General features: G+C 69.3%; 21 protein-coding genes. 15 read left to right on the forward strand and 6 right to left on the reverse strand.

From position 1 onward, the window contains the following. The first annotated feature begins 10 nt into the window (after nt 1-10). The 10 genes from ACVN9Z_RS04725 (at nt 11) to lpdA (ending at nt 11,274) form a co-directional block, all read left to right on the forward strand. Nucleotides 11-1,246: a branched-chain amino acid ABC transporter substrate-binding protein gene (locus tag ACVN9Z_RS04725; RefSeq protein WP_020926123.1), complete on the forward strand. Its 1,236-nt coding sequence runs from the start codon at nt 11-13 to the stop codon at nt 1,244-1,246. A 138-nt stretch (nt 1,247-1,384) separates the two neighbouring features. Continuing rightward, nucleotides 1,385-2,326: a branched-chain amino acid ABC transporter permease gene (locus ACVN9Z_RS04730; protein ID WP_006386228.1), complete on the forward strand. Its 942-nt coding sequence runs from the start codon at nt 1,385-1,387 to the stop codon at nt 2,324-2,326. Next, a complete protein-coding gene (locus ACVN9Z_RS04735) occupies nt 2,323-3,597 on the forward strand; it encodes a branched-chain amino acid ABC transporter permease (RefSeq protein WP_458213180.1) in 1,275 nt (424 codons plus the stop codon). The genes ACVN9Z_RS04730 and ACVN9Z_RS04735 overlap by 4 nt, the downstream gene beginning before the upstream one ends. Then, nucleotides 3,594-4,346 carry an ABC transporter ATP-binding protein gene (locus ACVN9Z_RS04740; protein ID WP_054439057.1) on the forward strand — a complete coding sequence of 251 codons (753 nt, stop codon included), beginning with the start codon at nt 3,594-3,596 and terminating at the stop codon, nt 4,344-4,346. Before ACVN9Z_RS04735 ends, ACVN9Z_RS04740 begins: the two co-directional genes overlap by 4 nt. After that, on the forward strand, nt 4,343-5,062 hold the full coding sequence (locus tag ACVN9Z_RS04745; RefSeq protein ID WP_006386225.1) for an ABC transporter ATP-binding protein: 720 nt from the start codon (nt 4,343-4,345) through the stop codon (nt 5,060-5,062). The genes ACVN9Z_RS04740 and ACVN9Z_RS04745 overlap by 4 nt, the downstream gene beginning before the upstream one ends. Nucleotides 5,063-5,090: 28 nt before the next feature. Continuing rightward, the gene (locus ACVN9Z_RS04750) at nt 5,091-5,879 is read left to right on the forward strand and encodes an SDR family NAD(P)-dependent oxidoreductase (protein WP_024070562.1); all 789 of its coding nucleotides are present in this window, start codon (nt 5,091-5,093) and stop codon (nt 5,877-5,879) included. Between the two features lie 36 nt (nt 5,880-5,915). Then, nucleotides 5,916-8,099, forward strand: coding sequence for an alpha-ketoacid dehydrogenase subunit alpha/beta (locus ACVN9Z_RS04755; RefSeq protein ID WP_020926119.1), 2,184 nt, complete (start codon nt 5,916-5,918; stop codon nt 8,097-8,099). After that, nucleotides 8,096-8,587: a VOC family protein gene (locus ACVN9Z_RS04760; RefSeq protein ID WP_006386222.1), complete on the forward strand. Its 492-nt coding sequence runs from the start codon at nt 8,096-8,098 to the stop codon at nt 8,585-8,587. The genes ACVN9Z_RS04755 and ACVN9Z_RS04760 overlap by 4 nt, the downstream gene beginning before the upstream one ends. Before the next feature lie 12 nt (nt 8,588-8,599). Further along, nucleotides 8,600-9,868 carry a pyruvate dehydrogenase complex dihydrolipoamide acetyltransferase gene (locus tag ACVN9Z_RS04765; protein ID WP_458213181.1) on the forward strand — a complete coding sequence of 423 codons (1,269 nt, stop codon included), beginning with the start codon at nt 8,600-8,602 and terminating at the stop codon, nt 9,866-9,868. Nucleotides 9,869-9,876: 8 nt separating this feature from the next. Then, on the forward strand, nt 9,877-11,274 hold the full coding sequence (lpdA, locus tag ACVN9Z_RS04770; RefSeq protein ID WP_054448965.1) for a dihydrolipoyl dehydrogenase: 1,398 nt from the start codon (nt 9,877-9,879) through the stop codon (nt 11,272-11,274). Nucleotides 11,275-11,336: 62 nt separating this feature from the next. Here lpdA and ACVN9Z_RS04775 read toward each other — a convergent pair whose 3' ends face one another. The 3 genes from ACVN9Z_RS04775 to ACVN9Z_RS04785 all read right to left on the reverse strand — a co-directional run bounded on the left by ACVN9Z_RS04775 (nt 11,337) and on the right by ACVN9Z_RS04785 (nt 15,182). Beyond that, on the reverse strand, nt 11,337-12,218 hold the full coding sequence (locus ACVN9Z_RS04775; protein WP_053499535.1) for a LysR family transcriptional regulator: 882 nt from the start codon (nt 12,216-12,218) through the stop codon (nt 11,337-11,339). A 157-nt stretch (nt 12,219-12,375) separates the two neighbouring features. Next, nucleotides 12,376-14,241 (reverse strand): dihydroxy-acid dehydratase, encoded by a 1,866-nt coding sequence (gene ilvD / locus ACVN9Z_RS04780; protein ID WP_020926114.1) that lies wholly within the window; start codon nt 14,239-14,241, stop codon nt 12,376-12,378. A gap of 113 nt (nt 14,242-14,354) precedes the next feature. Continuing rightward, nucleotides 14,355-15,182, reverse strand: a complete 828-nt coding sequence (locus tag ACVN9Z_RS04785) for an AraC family transcriptional regulator (protein WP_053499537.1) — start codon at nt 15,180-15,182, stop codon at nt 14,355-14,357. Nucleotides 15,183-15,625: 443 nt separating this feature from the next. On the opposite strand from ACVN9Z_RS04785, the gene ACVN9Z_RS04790 reads away from it, so the two are divergent. Then, complete coding sequence (locus ACVN9Z_RS04790) at nt 15,626-16,663, forward strand: 2-isopropylmalate synthase (protein ID WP_006384641.1); 1,038 nt, start codon at nt 15,626-15,628, stop codon at nt 16,661-16,663. Here ACVN9Z_RS04790 and ACVN9Z_RS04795 read toward each other — a convergent pair. Next, nucleotides 16,611-17,501, reverse strand: a complete 891-nt coding sequence (locus ACVN9Z_RS04795; RefSeq protein ID WP_054471473.1) for a LysR family transcriptional regulator — start codon at nt 17,499-17,501, stop codon at nt 16,611-16,613. The genes ACVN9Z_RS04790 and ACVN9Z_RS04795 overlap by 53 nt on opposite strands. 124 nt (nt 17,502-17,625) lie before the next feature. Between ACVN9Z_RS04795 and ACVN9Z_RS04800 the strand changes: the two genes are divergently transcribed. After that, entirely contained in the window at nt 17,626-18,171 is a 546-nt protein-coding gene (locus ACVN9Z_RS04800) for a GNAT family N-acetyltransferase (RefSeq protein ID WP_053500340.1), read from the forward strand. Further along, nucleotides 18,168-19,349 (forward strand): MFS transporter, encoded by a 1,182-nt coding sequence (locus ACVN9Z_RS04805; protein ID WP_038504502.1) that lies wholly within the window; start codon nt 18,168-18,170, stop codon nt 19,347-19,349. The genes ACVN9Z_RS04800 and ACVN9Z_RS04805 overlap by 4 nt, the downstream gene beginning before the upstream one ends. Here the strand turns inward: ACVN9Z_RS04805 and ACVN9Z_RS04810 are convergent. Both ACVN9Z_RS04810 and queC read right to left on the reverse strand, forming a co-directional pair. After that, a complete protein-coding gene (locus ACVN9Z_RS04810) occupies nt 19,327-20,952 on the reverse strand; it encodes an EAL domain-containing protein (protein ID WP_223203262.1) in 1,626 nt (541 codons plus the stop codon). The genes ACVN9Z_RS04805 and ACVN9Z_RS04810 overlap by 23 nt on opposite strands. 331 nt (nt 20,953-21,283) lie before the next feature. Beyond that, entirely contained in the window at nt 21,284-21,997 is a 714-nt protein-coding gene (queC, locus tag ACVN9Z_RS04815) for a 7-cyano-7-deazaguanine synthase QueC (RefSeq protein ID WP_458213182.1), read from the reverse strand. A gap of 170 nt (nt 21,998-22,167) precedes the next feature. Between queC and ppc the strand changes: the two genes are divergently transcribed. Further along, nucleotides 22,168-25,014 (forward strand): phosphoenolpyruvate carboxylase, encoded by a 2,847-nt coding sequence (gene ppc / locus ACVN9Z_RS04820; RefSeq protein ID WP_458213183.1) that lies wholly within the window; start codon nt 22,168-22,170, stop codon nt 25,012-25,014. Between the two features lie 345 nt (nt 25,015-25,359). Further along, complete coding sequence (locus tag ACVN9Z_RS04825) at nt 25,360-26,295, forward strand: 3-hydroxyacyl-CoA dehydrogenase family protein (protein ID WP_054515747.1); 936 nt, start codon at nt 25,360-25,362, stop codon at nt 26,293-26,295. The last annotated feature ends 127 nt before the right edge of the window (nt 26,296-26,422 follow it).

A 26,422-nucleotide genomic window follows, 5' to 3' on the forward strand; every position in this document is an offset into this window, starting at 1 on the left:
GGAGACACGCATGAAATTGGCTTTCACCACCGGCCTGCTGTGCCTGGCCGGCATCGCCGCATCGGCCCAGGCCGCGCCCGTCAAGATCGGCCTGATCGAAACGCTGTCCGGCCCGCAGGCCTCGACCGGCCTGATGTTCCGCGCCGCGGTCAAGTACCAGCTGGACCGCATCAACGCCGCCGGCGGCTGGAACGGCCAGCCGCTGGAACTGGTCGAGTTCGACAACCAGGGCGGCCCCGTGGGCGCCTCCGACCGTTTCCGCGCCGCCGCCGCCGAAGGCGTGCAGATCCTGGTGCAGGGTTCGTCGTCGGCCATCTCCGGCCAGCTCACCGAGGACGTGCGCAAGCACAACCTGCGCAACCCGGGCAAGGAAGTCGTGTTCCTGAACGTGGGCGGCGAAGCGCTGGAACTGACCGGCCAGAAGTGCCACTTCTACCACTTCCGCTTCACCACCAACGCCGACCTGCGCGTCAAGGCGCTGGCCTCGGTCATGTCGGCCGACGGCACGCTGGGCAAGCGCGTCTACGCCATCAACCAGAACTACTCCTGGGGCCAGGACATGGAAGGCGCCACCGAGCGCTTCGCCAAGCAGTACGGCTACGAGGTGGTCGGCAAGACGCTGCACGAAGTCAACAAGATCCAGGACTTCGCGCCCTACGTGGCCCGCATCCGCTCGGCCAATCCCGACACCGTCATCACCGGCAACTGGTCCAACGACCTGCTGTTGCTGATGAAGGCCACGCAGTCGGCCGGCCTGAAGGTGCGCTTTGCCACCGTGTTCCTGGACCAGGTCGGCAACCTCGCCAACGCCGGCGACGTGGCGCTGGGCCATTACATCGCCCATCCCTACAACATCGAGGCCGCCGGCGAGGAAGGCGCCAAGTTCGCCGAGGACTACAAGGCCAAGACCGGCCACTACCCCAGCTACACCGAGCCGCAGACCGTCATCGGCATCACCTTCCTGGGCGAGGCGCTCAAGACGGTCAAGCCCAAGGACGGCAAGCTGTCGGTGCCGGACCTGGCGCGCGCGCTGGAGAAGGTCACCTACACCTCGCCGCTGGGCACCTACACCATGCGCGCCGAAGACCACCAGGTGCAGCTGCCGATGGTGGTGTCCAAGGTCGGCAAGAACGCCAAGTACAAGGCCGACGGCACCGACATGGGCTTCGAGCCGGTCAAGGTGCTGTCCGCCGCGGACGTGTCCGCGCCGGTGCAGGCCACTTGCAAAATGGTTCGCCCGGACTGATGACGCGAGTGGCCGCGGACGGCATGCCGTCCGCGGCCACTCGCCGATAAAGCGCTCGCCGGCGCGGGGCCGGGACACAACAGAGCGTGATGGATCGCCAGGCGCCCGGCGCCTGCGCGCAAGGATTTTGGAGCGGACATGGAATACTTTACCGTCTCGCTGTTGAACGGCGTGATTTACGGCCTGCTGCTATTCATGGTGTCGGCAGGCCTGACACTGATCTTCGGAATGATGGGCGTGCTCAACTTCGCGCACGCCTCTTTCTACATGATAGGCGCGTACGCCGCCTATACCCTGACGCCCGTCACCGGGTTCTGGACCGCGCTGGTGCTGGCCACCGTCATCGCCGGCGTGCTCGGCATGGGCGTGGAGCGCTTCTTCCTGCGCCGCGTGCACAAGTTCGGCCACGCGCAGGAGCTGCTGGTGACCTTCGGCCTGGCGTTCATCGTCGCCGAGCTCATCAAGCTGTTCTACGGCGACTTCCCGGTCGACTACCGCGTGCCGCAGTTCCTGAACTTCGCGGCCTTCCGCGTGTTCGACGCCGACTATCCGTTCTACCGCCTGCTGATGGGCGGCGTGTCGCTGGCGATGTTCGCGGTGATCTACCTGCTGCTGTCGCGCACCCGCGTCGGCATCGTGGTGCGCTCGGCCATCTACCGGCCGCGCATGGCCGAGGCGCTGGGCCACAACGTGCCGCTGGTGTTCATGAGCGTGTTCGGCGTGGGCGCGGCGATGGCCGGCCTGGCGGGCGCGGTCGCGGGCGCCTTCTACACCACCAATCCGAACATGGCGCTGGAACTGGGCGTGCTGGTGTTCGTGGTGGTGGTCGTGGGCGGCCTGGGCTCGCTTGAAGGCGCCATGATCGCCTCGCTGCTGATCGGGCTGATCAGCTCGTTCTCGGTCGGCATCGACGCCAGCCTGGCGACCCTGTTCGGCCTGTTCGGCGCCGGCGAGTGGGCCGAAAGCGTGGGCGGCCTGATGACGGTGAAGATCTCCAGCCTGGCCGCGACGCTGCCGTTCCTGCTGATGTTGGTGGTGCTGCTGGTCAAGCCCTCGGGCCTGAAAGGAGAACAGGCATGAGCCAGAACTCGTCTCGCCGGGCCACCGCCGGCCTGCTGCTGATCGTCTGCGTGGCCGCGCTGTGCGCGCTGCCGTGGCTGCTGCCCGCCGGCCAGCTGGTCGCGGCGGTGCAGATGCTGATCGCGGCGCTGTTCGCCTGCGCCTTCAACCTGCTGGCCGGCCAGGGCGGCATGCTGTCCTTCGGCCACGCGGCCTACTTCGGCGTCGGCACCTTCGCCACCATCCACGCCATGAACGCGCTGGGCGGCGCGGGCCTGTTGCCGACGCCGCTGATGCCGCTGGCGGGCGGCGTGGCCGGCTTGCTGTTCGGCCTGGTCGCGGGCTGGTTCGCCACCATGCGCGCCGGCGTGTACTTTTCGATGATCACGCTGGCGCTGGCCGAACTGCTGCATGCGCTGGCGCCGCACCTGAAAGGCGTGTTCGGCGGGGAAGCCGGGCTGTCCGCCATGCGCATGCCGGCCTGGGGCTTCACCTTCGGCTCGGACGTCGAGGTGTACTTCCTGGTGCTGGCCTGGGTGCTGGTGTCGCTGGCCGCGCTGTATGGCCTGACCCGCACGCCGCTGGGCCGCCTGACGCTGGGCCTGCGCGAAAACGCCAACCGCCTGCGCTACCTGGGCTACCGGCCGCACACGCTCAAGACCATGGTGTTCGCGTTGTCGGCCATGTTCGCCGGCATCGCCGGCGGCCTGCAGGCGCTGAACATCGAGGCCGGCAACTACGTGCTGTTCGAGGTCAAGCTGTCGACCGACGCGGTGCTGTTCGCCTACATCGGCGGCGTCAACGCCTTCCTGGGACCGGTGCTGGGCGCGTCGATCCTGACCTTCCTGTCGCAGACGCTGGCCGACATCACCCGTTCCTGGCTGCTGTACCAGGGCATCCTGTTCGTGCTGGTGATGCTGTTCGTGCCGGACGGCCTGGTCGGCCTGGTGCAGCGCGCCGCCAGGTCGCTGCGCCAGCGCGGGCTGGCCGACTGGCTGCCGCGCGCCGCGGTGTCCGTCGCCGGCGGCCTGCTGCTGACCGGCGCCACGGTGTTCACGGTGGAAATGCTGCAACGCATGTTCGCGCGCGACTATCGCTCGCTGCTGGCGATGAACCCCGATGCCGGCTGGCCCGCCATTTCCCTGTTCGGCCACGACTGGGCGCCGCTGGCGCTGTCGACCTGGTTGCTGCCGCTGGCGCTGTTCGCGGGCGGCCTCTTGGCCTGCCGCTGGGCGCTGGCCCTGTGGCGCGGCGAGGCCGAGGCCGCGCCCGCGCTGGAGACCGCAAAATGAGCCACGAGATCCTGACCCTGACCGACGTGCGCAAGTCCTTCGGCGACGCGCAGATCATCCGCGGCGTCAACCTGAAGGTCGAGGCCGGCGAACGCCATGCCGTCATCGGCCCCAACGGCGCCGGCAAGTCCACGCTGTTCCACCTGATGTCGGGCTCGTTCGCGCCGACCTCGGGCGACATCAGCCTGCGCTCGCGCCCGATCGGCGGCCTGCCGCCCGAGCGCATCAACCGCCTCGGCCTGGCGCGTTCGTTCCAGATCACCAACGTGTTCCCGCGCCTGTCGGTGCGCGAAAACCTGCGGCTGGCGGTGCTGCGCATGCACGGCCTGGTCTACAACTTCTGGCGCCCCATCGCGCGCCACCGCGCCGTCAACGAGAACGTCGACCAGCTGCTGGAGAAAGTGCGCCTGGCCGCCAAGCAGCACACCGCGGCGGGCGACCTGAACTACTCCGAGCAGCGTTCGCTGGAAATCGGCATGACGCTGGCCTCGCGGCCCAAAGTGATCCTGCTGGACGAGCCGATGGCCGGCATGTCTCAGCACGAGGTCGACTACACCGTCGAACTCATCAAGGACGTAACGCGCGACTGCACCCTGCTGATCGTGGAGCACGACATGCAGGTGGTGTTCTCGCTGGCCGACCGCATCAGCGTGCTGGTGTACGGCGAGATCCTGGCCACCGGCACGCCCGCCGAGATCCGCGGCGACGCCCGCGTGCGCGAAGCCTACCTGGGAGAGGAAACGGTATGAGCATGCAATCCCCCCTGCTGGCCCTGCAAGGCGTGCACGCGCACTACGGCAAGAGCCACATCCTGCACGGCATCGACCTGACGGTGGGCCGCGGCGAAGTGGTCAGCCTGCTGGGCCGCAACGGCGCCGGCCGCTCCACCACCATGAAGAGCATCATGGGGCTGGTGGACGTGACGGGCGGCCGCATTGCCATCGAAGGCCGCGACATCACCAACAAGCGCCCCTTCGAGATCGCTCGCGCCGGCCTGGGTTTCGTGCCGGAAGAACGCGAGGTGTTCGCCAACCTGACGGTGGACGAGAACCTGCGCATGGGCGAACAGCCCGTCCGGCCCGACGCGCCGGCCTGGACCATCGAGCAAATGTTCGGCTACTTCCCGCGCCTGAAGGAACGCCGCAATACCCGCGCCGGCAACCTGTCCGGCGGCGAACAGCAGATGCTGACCATGTGCCGTTCGCTCCTGGGCAATCCCAAGGTCATGCTGATCGACGAACCCACCGAGGGCCTGGCGCCCAAGATCGTGGAAGTGATCGCCGACGTGATCCGCGACATCCACCAGCGCGGCGTGTCGGTGGTGCTGGTCGAGCAGAAGCTGACCATCGCGCTGAAGGTCTCCACGCGGGTGAGCGTGATGGGCCATGGCCGCATCGTTTTCGAAGGACCGCCCGCGCAGCTGCATGAGCGCCAGGACGTGGTCCAGGAATGGCTGGCGGTCTGACCGCGGCCCTATCTGTAGAGGCAAGCACTTGGACAATACCCCTGAAGTACGCCACGCCGACCTGCGCGGCAAGAACGTGGTGATCACCGGCGGCGCCAAAGGCATCGGCTACGCCACGGCCGAGGCGTTCGTGCGCCAGGGCGCGCGGGTGGCGCTGCTGGACATGGACCCGGTCGCGCTGGATGCGGCCGTGGCCGGGCTGCGCGCGGCCGGCGGCGAAGCGCTGGCCGCGCAGGCCTCGGTCACCGACGCCGACGCGGTCGAGCGCGCCTTCGCCCAGGTCGAACAGGCCTGGAGCGGCATCGACGTGCTGGTCAACAACGCCGGCATCTCGGCCAACAAGCCGTCGCTGGACGTCACGCCCGAGGAATGGCGCCGCGCGGTCGACATCAACCTGACCGGCGTGTTCCTGTGCGCCCAGGCCGCCGGCCGCCGCATGGTGCCCAAGGGCGAGGGCTGCATCATCAACCTGGCCTCCATGTATGGCGTGGTGGCGGCGCCCGACCGCGCCGCCTACTGCGCCACCAAGGGCGCGGTGGTACTGCTGACCGAGACCCTGGCGGTGGAATGGGGCCCGGCGGGCGTGCGCGTGAACGCGCTGGCGCCCGGCTACGTCGAGACCGACCTGGTGCGCGACCTGGCCGCGCGCGGCCGCCTCGACCCCGAACGCCTCAAGCAGCGCACGCCGCTGCGGCGCCTGGCGCAACCGGCCGAAATGGCCGACCTGGCGGTGTTCCTGGCGTCCAGCCAGGCCGCCTACATCACCGGACACACCCTGGTGGCCGATGGCGGCTGGAGCCGCTACAGCTACCTCTGACGCATCGACGCTTACCTACATTCTGGAGATTCACTCATGGCCACCTACCAACCGCTTGGTTCCCAGGCGCCCTGGCGGCAACTGACGGTCGAGGCCTCGGACTGGCAACAGGCCGACCCCGCGCTGCTGGCCACCATGCTGACGCAGCTGCACTGGATCCGCGCCTTTGAGGAAGCGGTGCTGGACCTGGCCGCCGAAGGCCTGGTGCACGGCCCCGCCCACTCGTCGGTGGGCCAGGAAGGCGGCGCCGTCGGCTCGGTGCTGGCGCTGGGCGCCGGCGACCAGATCAACGGCTCGCACCGCGGCCATCACCAGTTCCTGGCCAAGGCGCTGCAACACGTCGCGCCGCTGGGCCTGGATCCGCGCAACCCGCTCACGCCCGCCATCGACGAAGTGCTGCACAAGACCCTGGCCGAGATCATGGGCCTGGCGCAAGGCTACTGCCGCGGCCGTGGCGGCAGCATGCACCTGCGCTGGCTGGAAGCCGGCGCGCTCGGCACCAATGCCATCGTCGGCGGCGGCGTGCCGCTGGCCGCCGGCGCGGCCTGGGCCCACCATCACGCCGGCACCGACCGCGTGGCCGTGACCTACTTCGGCGACGGCGCCGTCAACATCGGCTCGGTGCTCGAGACGATGAACCTGACCGCCGCGTGGAAGACGCCGCTGTGCTTCTTCATCGAGAACAACCGCTACGCCGTGTCCACCACGGTCGAGGAATCGACCGCCGAGCCGCGCCTGTCGGCCCGCGGCCAGGCCTTCAACATCCCGGCCTGGCAGGTCGACGGCATGGACCCGCTGGCCGTGCACCTGGCCATGTCGGAAGCCGTGGCGCACATGCGCGCCGGCAACGGCCCCACCATCATCGAGGTGGACGTCTACCGCTTCTTCCACCAGAACGGCCCGTTCCCCGGCAGCGCCTTCGGCTACCGTAGCAAGGAAGAAGAGGCGCAATGGCGCCGCCGCGATCCGCTCGACAAGATCGCCAGCGAGATGATCGGCCGTCAGCTGATCACCCAGGCCGAGGTCGACGCCCTGCGCCAGCGCTGCAAGGACGTGATGAAAGACGTGTCGGGCCGGCTGACCGAGGCCACCGACGGCGGCAAGCGCCGCGTGCGCGCCGACCTGTGGCCGCGCCCCGACTTCCGCGACGTGGGCCTGCGCAGCGACGGCTCGGAACTGGCCGGCCTGCGCTACCAGGACGCCGCCGACCATGCCGGCGCCCGCGTCGAGCGCAAGTTCGTGGACGCGGTGGCCGACGTGCTCGACCGCCGCATGGAAACCGACCCCGGCGTGGTGGTGCTGGGCGAGGACGTGCACCGCCTGAAGGGCGGCACCAACGGCGCCACCCGCGGCCTGAAGGACAAGTACCCCGACCGCGTGCTGGGCACGCCGATTTCCGAGAACGCCTTCGCCGGCCTGGGCGGCGGCCTGGCCATGGACGGCCGCTACAAGCCGGTGGTGGAATTCATGTACCCCGACTTCATGTGGGTCGCGGCCGACCAGATCTTCAACCAGATCGGCAAGGCCCGCCACATGTTCGGCGGCGACATCGACGTGCCTTTCGTGCTGCGCACCAAGGTGGCGATGGGCACGGGCTACGGCTCGCAGCACTCGATGGACCCGGCCGGCGTCTTCGCCACAGCCCCGGGCTGGCGCATCGTCGCGCCGTCCACGCCGTATGAATACATCGGCCTGATGAACACCGCGCTGGCCTCCAAGGACCCGGTGCTGGTGATCGAGCACGTCGACCTGTACGCCTCGTCGGGCGAGGTTCCCGACGGCGACCTGGACTACGCCATTCCGTTCGGCAAGGCGCGCGTGCGCCGCGCCGGTTCCAAGGTCACGGTGCTGACCTACCTGTCGATGGTCAGCCGCGCCCTCAAGGCGGCGGAGGAAACCGGCGTGGATGCGGAGGTGATCGACCTGCGCACGCTGGACCGCGCCAACCTCGACTGGGACACCATCGGCGCCAGCATCCAGAAGACCAACAACGTGCTGATCGTCGAACAGGGCGCGCGCGGCACCTCGTACGGCGCCATGCTGGCCGACGAGATCCAGCGCCGCTACTTCGACTGGCTCGACCAGCCGGTCAAGCGCGTCACGGGCGGCGAGGCCTCGCCCAGCATCTCCAAGGTGCTGGAGCGCGCGGCCTTCGCCGACACGGAAGAAGTCATCGCCGGCCTGAACGACGTGCTGGCCGACCTGGGAGAACGCGCATGAACGCCGCCTTGCGCATGAGCGTGCCGATGGAAGTCGGCATTTGCTGCGCCGACCTGGACGCGCAACTGGCTTTCTACACCGACATAGTCGGCCTGACGCTGGTGAACCGCGTCAGCGTGCCGGCCGACAAGGCCCGCGCCACCGGCCTGACGCAGCATGGCTACGACGTGGCGCGCCTGCAGACCTCGTACGGCGAGCGCATCAAGCTGCTGCAGCCGGCCGTGGCGCCGGAGCCCGCGGTGCGCGGCGCCGCCATCCTGGACCGCCAGGGCAGCACCTACCTGACCTTCATCGTGCATGACCTGGCCGGCACCGTCGAGCGCCTGCGGGCGCGCGGCGTGGTCTTCGACAGCGATCCGGCGCCGATGGAAGTGCGGCCCGGCACCTGGCTGGCCTTCTTCCGCGACCCCGAAGGCAATGTGCTGGAACTGGTCGAATACGACGACCCGGCGGCCTATCGGCCCGACCTGGCCGTGCGCGCAGAATAGGACGAACTACACGTGGCACACCTTATCAAGCTCCCCTCCGTCGCGGCCGATGCCGACGCCGGCACGCTGCACCAATGGCTCAAGCAGGAAGGCGACACGGTCGCCGTGGGCGAGGCGCTGGCGGAAATCGAAACCGAGAAGGCGATCGTCGAGATCAACGCCGAACACGCGGGCGTGCTCGGCCGCATCGTGGTGCAGGCCGGGCCGGCGTCGGTGCCGATCAACACCGTGATCGGCGTGCTGCTGGCGCCGGGCGAAGACGCCGCCGCGATCGATCAGGCGCTGGCGGAACACGGCGCGCAGGCAGCAAAGCCCGCCACGCCCGTTGCCGCCGCGCAGCCGGCAGCGACGCCTGCGGCCACCGCCCATGCGGCACCGATCGCCGCGCCGGCGCCCGCCGCACGCGACGCCGCTTCCGACGCCCCCACTCCCGGCACGCGCCGCTTCGCCAGCCCGCTGGCGCGCCGCCTGGCCGCGCAATGGCACGTCAACCTGCTCGACGTGCAGGGCACCGGCCCGCGCGGCCGCATCGTGCGCCGCGACGTCGAGGCCGCGCGCGACCGCTCGCCCGTTGCCGCAACGCCGTCCGCCAATCGCGCCGCCGCGCGCCGCGTGCCGCATTCCGGCATGCGCCGCGCCATCGCCCGCCGCCTGACCGAAAGCAAGCAGCAGGTGCCGCACTTCTACCTGACGGTGGACTGCCGCATGGACGCGCTGCTGGCCCTGCGCGCCCAGGCCAACCAGGGCGGCGCGGTCAAGCTGTCGGTCAATGACTTCATTGTGCGCGCCGCCGCCCTGGCGCTGCGCGAGGTGCCCGAGGTCAACGCCAGCTGGCACGACGATGCCATTGAATTCCACGCCGGCGCCGACATCAGCGTGGCCGTGGCCACCGACGGCGGCCTGGTCACGCCCATCGTGCGCAACGCCGACGTCAAGCCGCTGTCCGCCATCGCCGCCGAGATCGTCGAGCTGGCCGGCCGCGCCAAGGTCAATCGCCTGAAGCCCGAGGAATTCACCGGCGGCTCGCTGACGGTGAGCAACCTGGGCATGTACGGCATCAAGCAGTTCGCCGCCATCATCAACCCGCCGCAGGCCGCGATCCTGGCGGTGGGCGCGGCCGAACGCCGCCCGGTGGTGGACGACAATGGCGACCTGAAGGCAGCCACCGTCATGACCGTGACGCTGTCGGCCGACCACCGCGTGGTGGACGGCGCCGTCGGCGCGCGCTGGCTGGCCGCCTTCCGCGCGCTGATCGAAGCCCCCGTGCGCATCCTGCTGTGAGCCCCGCCATGACCAAGACTTCGTTTGACCTGGTGGTGGTGGGCGGCGGCCCCGGCGGCTACGTGGCCGCCATCCGCGCGGCGCAACTGGGCCTGTCCACCGCGCTGGTGGAACGCGCCGAACTCGGCGGCATCTGCCTGAACTGGGGCTGCATCCCGACCAAGGCGCTGCTGCACAGCGCCACCGTGCTGCGCGCCTGCCGCGAGGCCGACCAGTACGGCGTGACCGGCGCCGGCGCGGCCCAACCCGACCTGGCCGCGATGGTGGCGCGCTCGCGCAAGGTCGCCGGCCGCCTGGGCCAGGGCGTGACGCACCTGATGAAGAAGAACGGCGTCACGGTCTTTGCCGCCAGCGCCAAACTGGCCGGCAGCGGCCGCGTCGCGCTCGACAACGGCGCCACGCTGTCGGCCCGACACATCATCCTGGCCACCGGCGCGCGGGCGCGCGAGCTGCCGGCGCTGCCGGTGGGCGAACGAATCTGGACTTACCGCCAGGCGCTGACGCCGCCGGCGCTGCCCAAGTCGCTGCTGGTGGTGGGCGCTGGCGCGATCGGCGCCGAGTTCGCCAGCTTCTACCGCGCGGTCGGCGCGGAGGTGACGCTGATCGACATGACGGCCGAGATCCTGCCGCAAGAAGACGCCGAGATCTCCGCGCTGGCGCGCAAGGCCTTCGAAAAGCAGGGCATCCGCGTGCTGACGCAGTGCGCGGTCAAGTCTTCCAGCCCGACGGCCACCGGCGTCAAGGCCGTGCTGGAGCAACAGGGCAGGCAGATCGAACTGGAGGTCGAGCGCGTCATCGTCGCGGCCGGCATCGTCGGCAACGTCGAGAACCTGGGCCTGGAACAGACCCGCGTGAAAGTGGAGAACACCCACATCGTCACCGACGGCCTGTGCCGCACCGCCGAACCGGGCGTCTACGCCATCGGCGACGTGGCCGGCGCGCCGTGGCTGGCGCACAAGGCCAGCCACGAGGCGGTGCTGTGCGTGGAAGCCATCGCCGGCCTGCCGGTGCACGCGCTCGATCCGCTGCGCATTCCCGCGTGCACGTATTCGCATCCGCAGGTCGCCAGCATCGGCATGACCGAGGCCCGCGCCCGCGAGCACGCCAAGGCGACGGGCGGCGAGATCCGCGTCGGCAGATTCACCTTCGTCGGCAACGGCAAGGCGATTGCCATGGGCGAAGACCAGGGGCTGGTGAAGACGGTGTTCGATGCCGGCACCGGCGAGCTGCTGGGCGCGCACATCATCCACCCGGAGGCGTCAGAGCTGATCGCCGGCTACGGCGTGGCGGCGGCGCTGGAAGCCACCGAGGAAGACCTGATGCACACCGTGTTCGCGCATCCGACGCTGTCGGAAACGCTGCACGAATCGGTGCTGGCGGCTTTCGGCCGGGCGCTGCACGGCTAAAGCGCGTTGCAGCGCTCAGGGGTTTGGCGCGGACCGTCATCGGTCGCGCCAGGCCCCTGCCCTCACAACCGGCTGGCGAAGAAATCCAGGAAGCACGCAATACGCCGCGACAGCTGCGTATTGCGGTAGTACACCGCGTGCATCGGCTGCAGGTAGTCGGTGTGCAGGTCTTCCATGATGCGCACCAGCCGCCCTTCGCGCAGGTCGTCGCGCGACACGAAGTCCGACAGGCAGGCGATGCCCACGCCGCGCAGCGCCAGGTGCCGCTGGGTCTCGCCGCTGGAAGTGGCCAGCGTGGGCGTGGCCAGGTAGGTGGAGCCGCCCGCGTGGCGCAGCGGCCAGACGTTCAGGCTTTCGGGCTGGGTGAAGCCCAGCAGTTCGTGGCGGGCAAGGTCCTCGACGGTGCGCGGCACGCCGCGCCGCGCGAGGTATTCCGGACTCGCCATCAGCCAGCGCGGGCGCGGCCGCATGGGCCGCGCATGCAGCGTGGAATCATTCAACGGCCCCATGCGCAGCGCCACGTCGGTGCGATGCTCGATCAGGTCGACGATGCGATCGTTGCTGGTCAGCTCCAGCGAGATCGCCGGATACTCCCGACGGAAGTCCGCCACGTGCGGCACCACGCAATGCAGCATCACCGGCACCGAGGCATCGACGCGCAGGCGGCCGGCCGGCTGCTGGTTGACGATGCGCATGCATTCCTCGGCTTCTTCCAGCGACTGCACGATCTGGCGCGCCTTCTGCAGGAAATGCGCGCCTTCGGCCGTGAGTTCCATGCGCCGGGTGGTGCGGTTCAGCAACGTCACGCCCAGGTCCTCTTCCAGGCGCGACAGGCCGCGGCTGACGCCGGACGCGGTCTGACCGAGCATCTCGGCGGCGGCGCTCATCGAGCCGGCGTCGACCACGCCCAGGAACAACCGCAGGGCCTCGGAATTGAGCGCCATTTTTGACTCCGGATCACGAGTAGCGGAATTTTATAGCGCGTGCACGCCCCGGTTGCGCGGTGGCCGGGCCGACGGCAGGGTTATCTGGCTCTGCGACCACAAAAGAAAAAGCGGCGCACGCGGCGCCGCTTTTTCCATGGGATCGACCGCCGGCCGATCAACGCTTCTGCTTGAGCTGCGACAGATCGCGCACCGCGCCACGGTCGGCCGAGGTGGCCAGCGCCGCGTAGGCCTGCAGGGCCTGCGACACCACGCGCTCGCGGCCCACCGGCAGCCAGCCGCCATCGGCGCGCGCGTTCATCGCGGCGCGGCGGCGGGCCAGCTCGTCGTCGGACACGGCCAGGTGCATCTTGCGGTTGGGGATGTCGATCTCGATGGTGTCGCCGTCTTCCACCAGGCCGATGGTGCCGCCCTCGGCCGCTTCGGGCGAGGCGTGGCCGATCACCAGGCCCGACGAGCCGCCCGAGAAGCGGCCATCGGTGAACAGCGCGCAGGTCTTGCCCAGGCCCTTGGACTTCAGGTACGACGTGGGATACAGCATTTCCTGCATGCCGGGACCGCCCTTGGGGCCTTCGTAGCGGATCACCACCACGTCGCCCGGCACGACCTTGTCGCCCAGGATGCCTTCGACGGCGTCGTCCTGGCTTTCGAACACGCGCGCGCGGCCGGTGAAGACCCACTGCGATTCATCCACGCCGGCGGTCTTGACGATGCAGCCCTTCTCGGCCAGGTTGCCGTACAGCACGGCCAGGCCGCCGTCCTTGGAGTAGGCGTTTTCCTTGCTGCGGATGCAGCCGGTCTTGCGATCGGTGTCCAGCGTCAGGAAGGTGGCGTCCTGGCTGAAGGCCACGGTGGTGGGGATGCCGCCAGGCGCGGCGCGATAGAACTTCTGCGCCGCTTCGCCGGCGCCGCCGGCCACGTCCCATTGCGCGATGGCGTTGCCCAGCGTGCCGCTGTGCACGTTGCCGCAGGACAGGTCGAGCAGATCGGCGCGCGCCAGTTCGCCCAGGATGCCCAGGATGCCGCCGGCGCGGTGCACGTCTTCGATGTGGTACTTGTCGGTGGCCGGCGCGGCCTTGCACAGGCACGGCACCTTGCGCGAAATGCGGTCGATGTCGGCCATGGTGAAGTCGACGCCGGCTTCCTGCGCCGCGGCCAGCAGGTGCAGCACGGTGTTGGTGGAACCGCCCATGGCCACGTCCAGCGCCATGGCGTTCTGGAACGCGCTCTTGGTGGCGATGCTGCGCGGCAGGACCGATTCGTCTTCCTCGACGTAGTAGCGGCGGCACAGGTCCACCACCAGGCGGCCGGCCTGCTCGAACAGCCCCTTGCGCCAGGCGTGCGTGGCGACGATGGTGCCGTTGCCCGGCAGCGCCAGGCCGATGGCCTCGGTCAGGCAGTTCATCGAGTTGGCGGTGAACATGCCGGAACAGGAGCCGCAGGTCGGACACGCGCTGCGTTCGACTTCGGCCACGTCGGCGTCCGACACGTTGGGATCGGCGGCCTTGATCATGGCGTCGATCAGGTCGATCTTGGCGATCACCTTGCCGTCGGTCGGCGACTTGACCTTGCCTGCTTCCATCGGGCCGCCGGACACGAACACCACCGGGATGTTCAGGCGCATCGCGGCCATCAGCATCCCCGGGGTGATCTTGTCGCAGTTCGAGATGCAGACCATGGCGTCGGCGCAGTGCGCGTTGACCATGTATTCGACCGAGTCGGCGATCAGTTCGCGCGAAGGCAGCGAATACAGCATGCCGCCGTGGCCCATGGCGATGCCGTCATCGACGGCGATGGTGTTGAATTCCTTGGCGACGCCGCCGGCGGCCTCGATTTCCTTGGCGACCAGCGCGCCCAGGTCGCGCAGGTGCACGTGGCCCGGCACGAACTGCGTGAACGAGTTGACCACCGCGATGATCGGCTTGCCGAAGTCTCCGTCCTTCATGCCGGTGGCGCGCCACAGGGCGCGGGCGCCGGCCATGTTGCGGCCGTGGGTCGAGGTGCGGGAACGGTAGTGCGGCATGATCTTGTCTCAGGCTATTAGCGTGGGCGGCAAAACGGTAAATAATACGCTGGTTCCGGCGCGCAGCGGCCGCGGACCGCCTCCGAGGCCGCCCCGAGACCGCGCCGCGGCCATCAGGCGGACGCCGCGCCGCGCGCGGCGAAGGCGCTGGGCGGCTCGCCCAGGGCTTTGCGGAACATGGCCGCGAAGGCGCTGGGGCTTTCATAGCCCAGGTCCAGGGCCACATCCAATACCCGCTCGCCGCGCGCCAGCCGCTCCATCGCCGCCAGCAGGCGCGCCTGCTGGCGCCAGCGGCCGAAGGTCATGCCGGTATGCCGCAGGAACAGGCGGTGCACCGTCTTGGGATCCACCCCCAATTCGCGCGCCCAGTCGGCCGCGCCCGCCTGCCGCTCGGGGTGGCGCACGATGGCGCGACAGATGCGCGCCAGGCGCGGCTCGGACGGCTGCGGCAGGTGCAGCGGCAGCACCGGCTCCTGTTTCAATTCGTCCAGCAGCAGCAGCATCAGCCGGCCATCGCGGGTGCCCGGCTTCCAGTCCAGCGGCACCTCCGCGGCCGCCACCATCAGCTCGCGCAACAGCGGCGAGATCGACAGCACGCAGCATTCGGTGGGCAGGTGCGAGGCCGCCCCCGGCTCGACGAACACGGTGCGCATGCGCGGCTCGCCGCTCATGCGGATGGAGTGGGATACCCAGGCCGGCACCCACACGCCGCGCGTGGGCGGCACCACCCAGATGCCGGCGTCGGTATCCACCACCATCACGCCCGAGATCGCATACACCAGCTGCGAACGGCGGTGACGATGGCGGCCCACGCGATGCCCGTCCTCGTAGTCCACGGCCAGCGCGGCCACCGGGCGCAGCGAGGATTCGTATGGGAACAGGTCCAGATCGGCGGGCTTGCGCGAGCCGGCCAGGCGCGACGGCGGTTTGGGTTTGTCCATTTCTCGACGATTCATGTCCAGCTGGCGGTAGACGGTCTTTTCCAGTGTACCTATCCTGCCGGCATCCCCGTTCGATTTCATTGCTGCCCGCGCCCCGATCATGCGTCCCGCCCCCAGTTCCACCGCCGCCTGCGCCACCTTGCGCGGCAGGCGCGCGCGCGTGGCCGGCAAATCGGACGCCTTCACCTCGACGCGCGCCATCCCGGACGCCCGCCCCGCTTGCGCCTGCGCGCCAGCCCTCCCGGCCACCCGTCCCTTCGCCCCCCCTGTCGCGCACGCCACCGCGTCGACGCTACGACTAGCGCGCGGTTGCCGGGCCTTGCGCCCCGTGGCCGCCCGGCAGCCACGGCCCCTCTGAAGGGTCCGTTCGCCACCTCCCTTGCCCGCCCGCCGCCGCAGACCGGCGGCCACAGACGCCGCGCGCCGCGCGGCCGGAGGTTTCCATGCTCGACCACCCCCAACACAAGTACCGCCCCGTCCAGCCCTTTTCGCGCGACTACGCCGAACGCCAGTGGCCCACGCGTCGTCCGAGCGCACCGCCGATCTGGATGAGCACCGACATGCGCGACGGCAACCAGGCGCTGATCGAACCCATGGACGCGGCCCGCAAGCTGCGCTTTTTCGAGCAATTGGTAGCGGTGGGCCTGAAAGAGATCGAAGTGGCGTTTCCCTCGGCGTCCGACACGGATTTCAATTTCGTGCGCAAGCTGATCGAGGAAAGCCGCATCCCCAGCGACGTCACCATCGAGGTCCTGACCCAGTCGCGGCCCGACCTGATCGCGCGCACCTTCGAATCGCTGCGCGGCGCGCCGCGCGCCATCGTGCACCTGTACAACCCGATAGCGCCGCAATGGCGCCGCATCGTGTTCGGCATGAGCCGCGCCGAGATCAAGGAGATCGCGCTGGCCGGCACCCGCCAGATCCGCGCGCTGGCCGACGCGCATCCGGAGACGGAGTGGATCTACGAATACTCGCCCGAGACCTTCAGCCTGGCCGAGCTGGATTTCGCGCTCGAGGTCTGCGATGCGGTCAGCGCCATCTGGCGGCCGAGTCCGGCCCGCAAGATGATCATCAACCTGCCGTCGACGGTGGAGTGCACGACCGCCAACGTGTACGCGGACCAGATCGAATGGATGCACCGCCGCCTGGCGCGGCGCGACAGCATCGTGCTGAGCGTGCATCCGCACAACGACCGCGGCACCGCCGTGGCCTCGGCGGAGCTGGCGGTGCTGGCGGGCGCCGACCGCGTCGAAGGCTGCCTCTTCGGCAACGGCGAACGCACCGGCAACGTCGATCTGGTGACGTTGGCGCTGAACCTGGACCGGCAGGGCATCGCCAGCGGCCTGGACTTTTCCGACATGGCCGCCGTGCGCGACTGCGTGCAGGCATGCAACCAATTGCCGGTGGACGTGTTCCACCCCTACGCGTTCACGTCCGCAGCGCCAGCAATGCCTCCTGCAGGTGCCGCAGCCCGCGGCTGAGCGGCTTGTCGCGGCGCACCACCACCGCCAGGGTGCGCGCCAGGCGCGGCGCCAGCGAACGCAGCGCCAGGCTGCCGCGCTGGCCCGCGCCGCTCACCGCCATCCTGGGCAGCACCGCGCAGGCCAGGCCGGCGGCCACGATTTCCTTCATGGCCTCGGTGCTGCCCAGCTCCATGACCGGCTTGACCGCCACTCCGGCCTCTTCGAACCAGTCGTCCACCAGGCGGCGGGTGCGCGCGCCCGGCTCGAACAGCACCAGCGGCAATGCCGCCAACGCCTGCGGCGTCACCGCGTCGGGAATCGCCAGCGGCCCCCGCGCGGGGAAGATGGCCACGAACTCGTCTTCAAGCACCGGCGTGGCCTCGATCATGCGCCCCGGTGCGGGGAGGGTCACCAGGCCGATGTCCAGCGTGTTGTTCTCCAGCCCGCGCAGCATGTCGGCGGTATTGCCGGTGCTGGCCACCACGTCCAGCGCCGGAAAACGGCGCCGCAGATCGGCCAGCAGCGGCGGCAGCAGGTAGGTGCAGGCGGTGGCGCCGGTGCCCAGCCGCACGCGGCCCGTCACCTGTGAAGCATGCGCGGTCATGGCCTGCTCGGCCTGCGCCAGCGCCGCGTCGATGGCGCGGATGTGGTTCAGCAGTTCCAGTCCGGCGGCGGTGGGACCGGCGCGCCGGCCGACCCGCTCGACCAGCTTCAGGCCGAAGCGGCGCTCGAGCTGGCGCACCTGCAGGCTGACCGCGGGTTGGGTGATGCCGCCGCGTTCGGCGGCCGCCGAAAAACTGCCCAGTTCGATCACCTGCGCAAACGTGCGCAGGGCGTCCAGATTGAGGCCGCGCATGGTCCGCCCGTCATCCAAAGTTTTGCTTATGAAAACCATAATAAACCAAAGCTTTATTTATGCATGGGCCTGCGCCACACTGGCGGCTGCTTTCCATCGATCCCCCACCGCAGAAAACATCGCCATGCCGCCCTCCGCCGCCCCCATCCTGATCCGCGACAGCGTCGACGCCGACCTGCCCGCGATCAAATCCATCTACGCGCATCACGTGCAGCACGGCACCGCGTCGTTCGAACTGGACCCGCCGTCGATCCAGGAAATGCGCCAGCGGCGCGCCGGCGTGCTGGAAAAGGACATGCCCTACCTGGTGGCCGAAATCGACGGCGAAGTCGTGGGCTATGCCTACGTGACCCCCTATCGTCCGCGTCCCGCCTACCGCCACACCGTCGAGGATTCGGTCTACGTCAAGGCCGGCCGCGCCGGCCAGGGCATCGGCGGCAGGTTGCTGGCGACGCTGGTCGAACGCTGCACCGCGGCCGGCTGGCGGCAGATGCTGGCGGTGGTGGGCGACAGCCGCAACGCCGCCTCGCTCGCGGTGCATGCGAGCCAGGGCTTCCATCCGGTCGGCACGCTGCGCTCGGTGGGTCACAAGCATGGCGAATGGCGCGACACCGTGCTGATGCAGCGCGCGCTTGGCGAAGGCGACGGCACGCCGCCGCAACGCCCGTGATCGCCGCCCGCGCGGTGGTCTGCCTGGGCCTGACCCAACTGGTCGGCTGGGGCGTGACGTTCTACCTGATCGGCGCGCTTGGACCGGACATGGCCGCCGACCTGGGCTGGAACCCCGCCACTATCTATGGCGGCTTCTCCTGTGCCATCGTCGTCATGGCGCTGGTTTCGCCGCTGGCTGGCCGGGCGGTGGACCGCTGGGGCGGCCACCGCATCATGCCGACCGGCGCCGTCGTGGCCGCGGCCGGCTGCATCCTGCTGGCCGCCGCGCACGGGCCGGTGGCGTACTTCGCCGCCTGGACGCTGTTGGGCCTGGGCATGCGGCTGTGCCTGTATGACGCCGCCTTCGCTTCGCTGGCGCGCGCCGCGGGTCCCGCCGCGCGCCGGCCGATGTCGCAGATCACCCTGTTCGGCGGACTCGCCTCGACGGTGATGTGGCCGGTGGGCCATGCGCTGTCGGATTGGCTGGGCTGGCGCGGCGCGGTGCTGGCGTACGCCGCGCTGGCGCTGGCGACGCTGCCGTTGTACCTGGCGCTGCCGCGCACGCGCTACGCCGCGCCGGCGCAGGCACCGGGCCAGGGCGGAGCCGGCCTGGCGCGCAATGCCCGCGAGCGCCGCCTGGCTGGCGCGCTGTACGCCACGATCGCCATGCTGACCAACTTCCTGGCGGCCGGCAACGCCGCCCACCTGATCCCCCTGCTGTCCGGCCTTGGCCTGGCCAAGGCCCTGGCCGTCAACGTCGCCGCGCTATGGGGCATTGGCCAGTTCGCCTCGCGGCTGGCCGATGTCGCGCTGGGATCTCGCCTGCATCCGCTGACCCTGACCCTGGCGGTGGCCGCCCTGCTGCCGCTCGGCTTCATGCTGGCGCTGTTCTCCGGCGGCCATCTCGCCGCCCTGGCCGCCTATGCCTCGCTGTACGGTGCCTGCAACGGCCTGCTGACCATCACGCGCGGCACGCTGCCGCTGGCACTGTTCGACTTCCGCAGTTACGGCGCGGTGACCGGCGCCCTGCTGATGCCCAGCTTCCTGCTGACGGCCGCCGCGCCGGTGGCGTACGCCTACGTCGTGCAACGGCATGGGGCGCATGCCGCGATGGGCATGTCCGCCGGCGTGGCCGGCGCCATCCTGGCCGCCGCATTGGCGCTGCGGTGGCGCTTCATTGCCCGGGCACGGGGCTGAACGGCGCGCCGCCGTCGCAGACCGCCGTGGCGGGCGCACCGCGGTCGCGCGCCCAGGCCACGTCGTCACGGCGTTGGCATTGCGCGTTCAACGCGGTGGCCAGTTCGTCGGCGGTGCCGGGCCGAAAGAACAGGAAGCCCTGCAACAGGTCGCAGCCGGCTTCCCGCGCGGCCCGGCAATGCGCCTCGGTTTCTACCCCTTCGGCCACGGTGACGATATCCAGATCCCGCGCCAGCTGGCAGATCGAGGCCAGCACTTTCTGCGCATCGGCCTGCCGCGCCGCGCTCCAGACGATGGACTTGTCGAGTTTCAAGCCCGCCAGCGGTAGCGTCGACAGCCATTCGAGGTTGTTGTAGCCCTTGCCGAAATCGTCCAGCCACACCTGGATGCCGCGGCTGGTGAACTCCTCCAGCATGCAACGGATGTCCGCGCTGGCCGCGTGCAAGGCCGCCTCTTCGGTAAGTTCGATACGGATATCGCGCGGCGCCAGTCCACACACGGCGATATCGCGCAGGATCACGCCGACGACGTCACGGCGGGCAAAGCTCTGGGGCGAGATATTGATATTGACCGCCGGTCCGCAGCCGCGCGCAGCCTGCCGCCAGCGCGCCTGGTCGCTCGCAATGGTGCGAATGCCCCAGCTGATCAGGGCTTGCGCGACCTCGGGCGCCCCGGCCTCGCGCAACAGGCCGTCGATGCCCAGCGTTTCGCCGCCGGCCGCCCGCCACCGCAACAGCGCCTCGGCGCCCACGATCTCCAGGTCCGAAGCGGCGACGATGGGCTGGTAGTGGAATTGCAGCCGGTCCCCTTGGATCGCGGCCAGCAACGGCGAGACGGGCCCGCCCTCTTTCCGGGGCGCCGCCGGTTCGCGGCCGTCGCCGGCGGCGCTATCCTGCGCCAACGCGGCGGAGAACGAATATCCCTTGCCGCGCAAGCTGCGGATCGGAATGCTCAGCCCGGCGGCTGCGCCCTTGCGCTTGAGGCGGCTGATGACCAGGTCCAGCGCGCGGCCGTTGCCGGGGATATCCAGGCTGGCGACCGCGAAATCGGCGCGGCGGATGAGCCGTTCGGCATGCGCGTGCATGCCTTTGAGCACCGCGCGCTCCATGGGCGTGAGGCTGACGCCCGGCCCCGCGGGCGAGACCAGCGTCCATTCGTTGTCGCACAGCCGCCAGCTTTTTTCGGCCGCGGTCGGATCGGGCGGCGCGTCCGGCCGCCGCGGCCCGACCGCCGCGGGCGGTTGGCACAGGGTCAGTTTGCGTTGCGCCGACTGGATCGCGGCCGCCACTTCGCTATAGCTGATGTTGGCGCCATAGCAGCTGTCGGCGCCGGCCAGCAGCGCATTGATCCGCACCGCCGGGCTTTCGATGTGGCGGATGGCGATGATCGTGGAATGGGCGAAGCGCGCGCGCAACTGGCCGATGGTGATGTCCAGATCTCGCGGCAGGCACAGGTGCACCTGGATTTCGCCGGCCTGGCACGCCGGCGCCGGTTCCTGGAGCGATACGGGATTCAGGACGAAACCGATCTGCTCGAGCGAATCGGAGATGCCCTGCTTGGCGAATTCGTTGTCGAAAATAAGGATAATGCGCGACCGATTCATGATGATTGAGCCCTGAGTGAAACCGCTTTCCATCGAACGGTATTGAAATGTTTGTTTGCATCTCCATACCGGGAACAGGGTCGCAAAAAAAGAGCGCTCAATCGTTCACGTCACTGCGCAAAGTCGAAAATAATTGAATTCCATTCATTTTTAAATGAATGGAATTCAACATATCGAAATAAAAATCACTGATCGGCGAAACGTAGCGACACGCGTATGGCTACCGTCCACGCGAGTTCTGACGCCATTGCGGCGTTGGTCGGCAGTGCATCGCGGCCTGTCGCTGAAGCGGTGTGAATTCAGGGTTATCGATGGGGGATGGACGGAGGCCTCAGATCCCGCCCTGCGCCTGCCATTTGTCCCAGCCAGCTCGGCGCAGCTTGCAGGCCGGGCATTCGCCGCAGCCATAACCCCAGTCATGGCGCGCGCCGCGCTCGCCCAGGTAACAGGTGTGGCTTTCCTCGACGATGGTCTCGACCAGCGCGTCGCCGCCCAGGCTCCTGGCCAACGCCCAGGTTTCCGATTTGTCGATCCACATCAGCGGCGTCTCGATGGTGACGCGGCTGCCCAGGCCCAACCCCAGCGCCACCTGTTGCGCCTTGATGGTGTCGTCGCGGCAATCGGGATAGCCCGAAAAATCGGTTTCGCACATGCCGCCCACCAGCACGTCCAGTTGGCGCCGGTAGCCCAGCGCGGCCGCCAGCGTCAGGAACAGCAGGTTGCGTCCCGGCACGAAGGTGTTGGGCAGGCCATTGGCCTGCATCTCGATGGCGCGGTCGCTGGTCATGGCGGTGTCGCCCACCTGGCCCAGCACCTTCAGGTCCAGCAGATGGTCTTCGCCCAGGCGCGGCGCCCATTGCGGAAAGCGCGCGCGGATGTCGCGCAGCACGTTCAGCCGCGCATCCAGCTCGATGCGGTGGCGCTGGCCATAGTCGAACGCCACGGTTTCCACATGGGCATAGCGGTCCAGCGCCCAGGCCAGGCAGGTGGTGGAATCCTGGCCGCCCGAAAACAACACGAGCGCGCGACGTTGGTGATTCAGCATAAAAGGGGGTTTCTGCAAAGACGAAGGGATAGGCCAGACTTTACCGCAGCCAGCCGTCTTTCCCGTAAGGAAGCCTGCGTAAAATCGGTGCCGTTCTCGTTTACGGTTTACCCGCAGTGCGCATCACCTGACCCTTCCCTTTCCCAGCAGCCCGACGGATCTCCCGCCCGATGAATGCCAGCCGCCCGCAGTCCGATTCAGCAGAACCCTTGCGTCACGATATCCGGCTGTTAGGCCGATTGCTCGGCGAAGTCATCGCCGAATGCGAAGGCAAACGCGTCTTCGACACCATCGAGACCCTGCGCCGCACCGCCGTCAAATTCCGCCGCGAAGGCAATGCCGCCGACGGCAAGCTGCTGGAACAGCGCGTCAAGCACCTGCAGGGCAGCGACCCCAACTCGGTGGCGCGCGCCTTCAGCTATTTCCTGCACCTGTCCAACATCGCCGAGGACCGCGACCAGAACCGCAGCCAGCGCGCCCGCGCGCTGGCGGGCGACGCGCCGGCCCGCGGCAGCCTGCGCGATGCCGTGCAGACCCTGGGCCGCCAGGGCGTGACGCCCGCGCGCATCCGCCGGCTGCTGGCCGAGGCCTGCGTCATGCCGGTGCTGACCGCCCACCCCACCGAGGTGCAACGCAAGAGCACGCTGGACGTGCATCGCGAAATCGCCGCGGCATTGTCCCAGCGCGACCAACCCTTGACTCCCGAGGAACTGGCCGAGCTCGACGCCGCGCTGCTCGGCCGCGTGGCCACGCTGTGGCAGACGCGCATGCTGCGCTACACCCGCCTGACGGTGGCCGACGAAATCGAGAACGCGCTGTCGTACTACCGCAGCACCTTCCTGCAGGTCATCCCGCGCGTCTACGGCGACCTGTCCAAGCTGCTCAACCGCGACGCCAAGCCCTTCGGCGCCCCGCCCGCGCCGCTGGAGCCGTTCCTGCGCATGGGCAGCTGGATCGGCGGCGACCGCGACGGCAACCCCAACGTCGACGCCGACACGCTGGAGCGGGCCCTGCTGCGCCAGGCCACGGTGCTGTTCGAGCACTATCTGCAGGAAGTCCACGCGCTGGGCGCCGAACTGTCCATCACCACGCTGCTGATCGCGGTCGACCCGGCGCTGCTGGCGCTGGCCGAACACAGCGGCGACGACTCGCCGCATCGCAGCGACGAGCCCTACCGCCGCGCGCTGGTCGGCGTCTATGCGCGCCTGGCCGCCACCGCGCTGCGCCTGACCGGCCAGAACCTGGCCCGCCGCAGCACCGTCGCGGCGCAACCCTACGACACGCCGCAGGAATTGTCGGCCGACCTGGCCATCATCGCCGCGTCGCTGGCCGCGCATCATGGCGCGCCCATCGGCCGGCTGCGGCTGGCCGGCTTGCAGCAGGCGGTCGAAGTGTTCGGTTTCCACCTCGCCACGGTCGACCTGCGCCAGAGTTCCGACGTGCACGAGCGCGCGCTGGCCGAATTGTTCAGCCGCGCCGGCGTCACGCACGCGGGCCAGCCGCTGGACTATCTGGCGCTGGACGAGGACGCGCGCGTGGCCCTGCTGCGCGCCGAACTGGCGCAGGCGCGGCCGCTGGCCTCGCCCTGGATCGCCTACAGCGAGGACACCACGCGCGAACTCGCGGTGCTGCGCGCCGCCGCCGCCGGCCGCCAGCGCTATGGCAGGCAGGCCGTGCGCCAGACCATCGTCTCGCACACCGAAACCCTCAGCGACCTGCTGGAAGTGATGGTGCTGCAGAAGGAAGCGGGCCTGATCGCGCCCGCCGGCCAGGACATCCCGCCGGAAGACGGCCTGATGGTGGTGCCGCTGTTCGAGACCATTCCCGACTTGCAGCGCGGCGCCGACATCATGGCCGCCTGGCTCGACCTGCCCGAGATCCGCGAGCGCGTGAAGCGCGCCCAGAACGGCGCCCAGGAAGTCATGCTGGGTTATTCCGACAGCAACAAGGACGGCGGTTTCCTCACCTCCAACTGGTCGCTGTACCAGGCCGAGCGCGCGCTGGTGGACGTCTTCTCCAGCCGCCACGTGCGCCTGCGCCTGTTCCATGGACGCGGCGGCTCGGTGGGCCGCGGCGGCGGCTCCAGCTTCGACGCCATCCTGGCGCAGCCGCCGGGCACGGTGGCCGGCCAGATCCGCCTGACCGAACAGGGCGAGGTCATCCAGAGCAAGTACAAGGACGCCGAGGTCGGCCGCTGGCACCTGGAGCTGCTGGTCGCCGCCACGCTCGAATCCAGCCTGGCGCCGCGCGCCGAGGCCACCAGCGCGGAAGACGCGCACATGGCGCAGCACGGCCCGGCCATGTCGTTCATGTCCGAGACCGCGCAGCGCAGCTACCGCGGCCTGGTGTATGACACGCCGCGCTTTGCCGAGTACTTCTTCGCCGCCACGCCCATCGCCGAGATCGCCGGCCTGAACATCGGCTCGCGCCCGGCCTCGCGCAAGAAGGGCCAGCGCATCGAAGACCTGCGCGCCATCCCCTGGGGGTTTTCCTGGGCCCAATGCCGCCTGATGCTGACCGGCTGGTACGGCATGGGCTCGGCCATCGAGGCCTATCTGGAGACCGGCGCGCCGGGGGCGCCGCGCTCGCAGCGCGGCCGCCTGGCCCAGTTGCGCGAAATGGCGCGCGACTGGCCCGCCTTCCGCACCCTGCTGTCCAACATGGAGATGGTGCTGGCCAAGTCCGACCTGGCCATCGCCGCGCGCTATGCGCAGTTGGTGCCGCAGCGCGCGCTGCGCGAGAAGATCTTCGGCATGATCAGCGCCGAACACGCCCGCACCCTGGCCATGCTCAAGCTGCTGACGCGGCGCGAGCTGCTGGCCGACAACCCCGCGCTGCAGGCCTCGCTGCGCGAGCGCTTCGCCTACATCGACCCGCTCAACTACCTGCAGGTCGACCTGATCCGCCGCCACCGCGCGGCGCAGAAGTCGCCCGCCGCCGAGGCCGACGAACGCGTGCAACGCGCCATCCACCTGACCATCAACGGCATCGCCGCCGGGTTGCGCAATTCGGGCTGAGGCGAAAGACTAACGCCGCGCCGGGGCCTCGCGCTCCGGCGCCTTCTTTGCCCCCATCCCCTCGAATCGGCCCTCCGTGCGGAACGCGACGACCCCGGCAGGCGGCTTGGCCGCGCTCCACACTGTCCACCTGCCGAACACCGCAAAAAGGCCATTTGTCCACCCCCGGCAACTTTTAGTACTATCTTTTCCAGAAATTCTATATACGCACAAATGTTCGTATATAGAACACAACGATTTTTCTGGCCCGCGCACAGGAAGACACCGACGGAAGAGACAGATCGCAGTTCCCTGGTTCCGCCTGTGCCGCCCGCCGCGCGCGCCGTGTAAGGCAAGCGAACCCTCATGGATACTCCCCTGCAGAATCTGGCCGTCATCGGCGCCGGCGCCATGGGCAGCGGCATCGCCGCGCTCTTCGCCTCGAAGGGATTGGACGTGGTCCTGGTCGATCCGATGGACGGCGCCCTGGATCGCGCCCGCGCCGTCATCGAACGCCAGTTGAACGTCTACGCGCCCGGCCAGGTCGACGCCGTGATGCAACGCATCCGCATGGCGCCCGGCCTGGACGCGGCCGCCGACTGCGACCTGGTGATCGAGGCGGTTCCCGAGAACCTGGAGCTCAAGCGCGGCCTGTTCGCGCAGCTCGATGCGCTGTGCAAGCCCGCAGCGATCTTCGCCACCAACACCTCGGGCCTGTCGATCAACGCCATCGCCAGTGCTGTCGCGCGCCGCGACCGCTTTGTCGGCACGCACTTCTTCACCCCCGCCGACGTCATCCCGCTGGTCGAAGTGGTGCGCAACGACGCCACCTCGGAAGACACCGTGGCGCGCGTCATGGCGACGCTGCGCCTGGGCGGCAAGCGCCCGGTGCTGGTGCGCCAGGACATCCCCGGCTTCATCGCCAACCGCATCCAGCACGCCCTGGCGCGCGAAGCCATCTCGCTGTTGGAAAAGGGCGTGGCCAGCGCCGAGGACATCGACGAAGTGGTCAAGTGGAGCCTGGGCATCCGCCTGGCGCTGTCCGGTCCGCTGGAGCAGCGCGACATGAACGGCATCGACGTCCACTACGCCATCGCCAGCTATCTCTACAAAGACCTGGAAAACCGCACCGAGCCGTCCGAGCTGCTCAAGAGCAAGGTCGAGAACGGCCAGCTCGGCGCCAAGAGCGGCCAGGGGTTCTACACCTGGAGCGCCGAACGCCGCGAACGGGTGCTGCGCGACAAGAGCGCGGCGCTGGGCGAGCTGGCCGCGTGGCTCAATGCCAAGGCCGGCGATTCCTGACGCCGCCGCATCACCGAAACCCTACACCATAAGGCGCGCGGCGATCCCTCCGACGCGCCAGCGGGCCACGAGCCCAACCACACAAAGAAACCGACCGTCCCACCCGCGGCGCCGCCACATCCGGCGC

The organism is Achromobacter sp. KK8 (assembly GCF_054188005.1).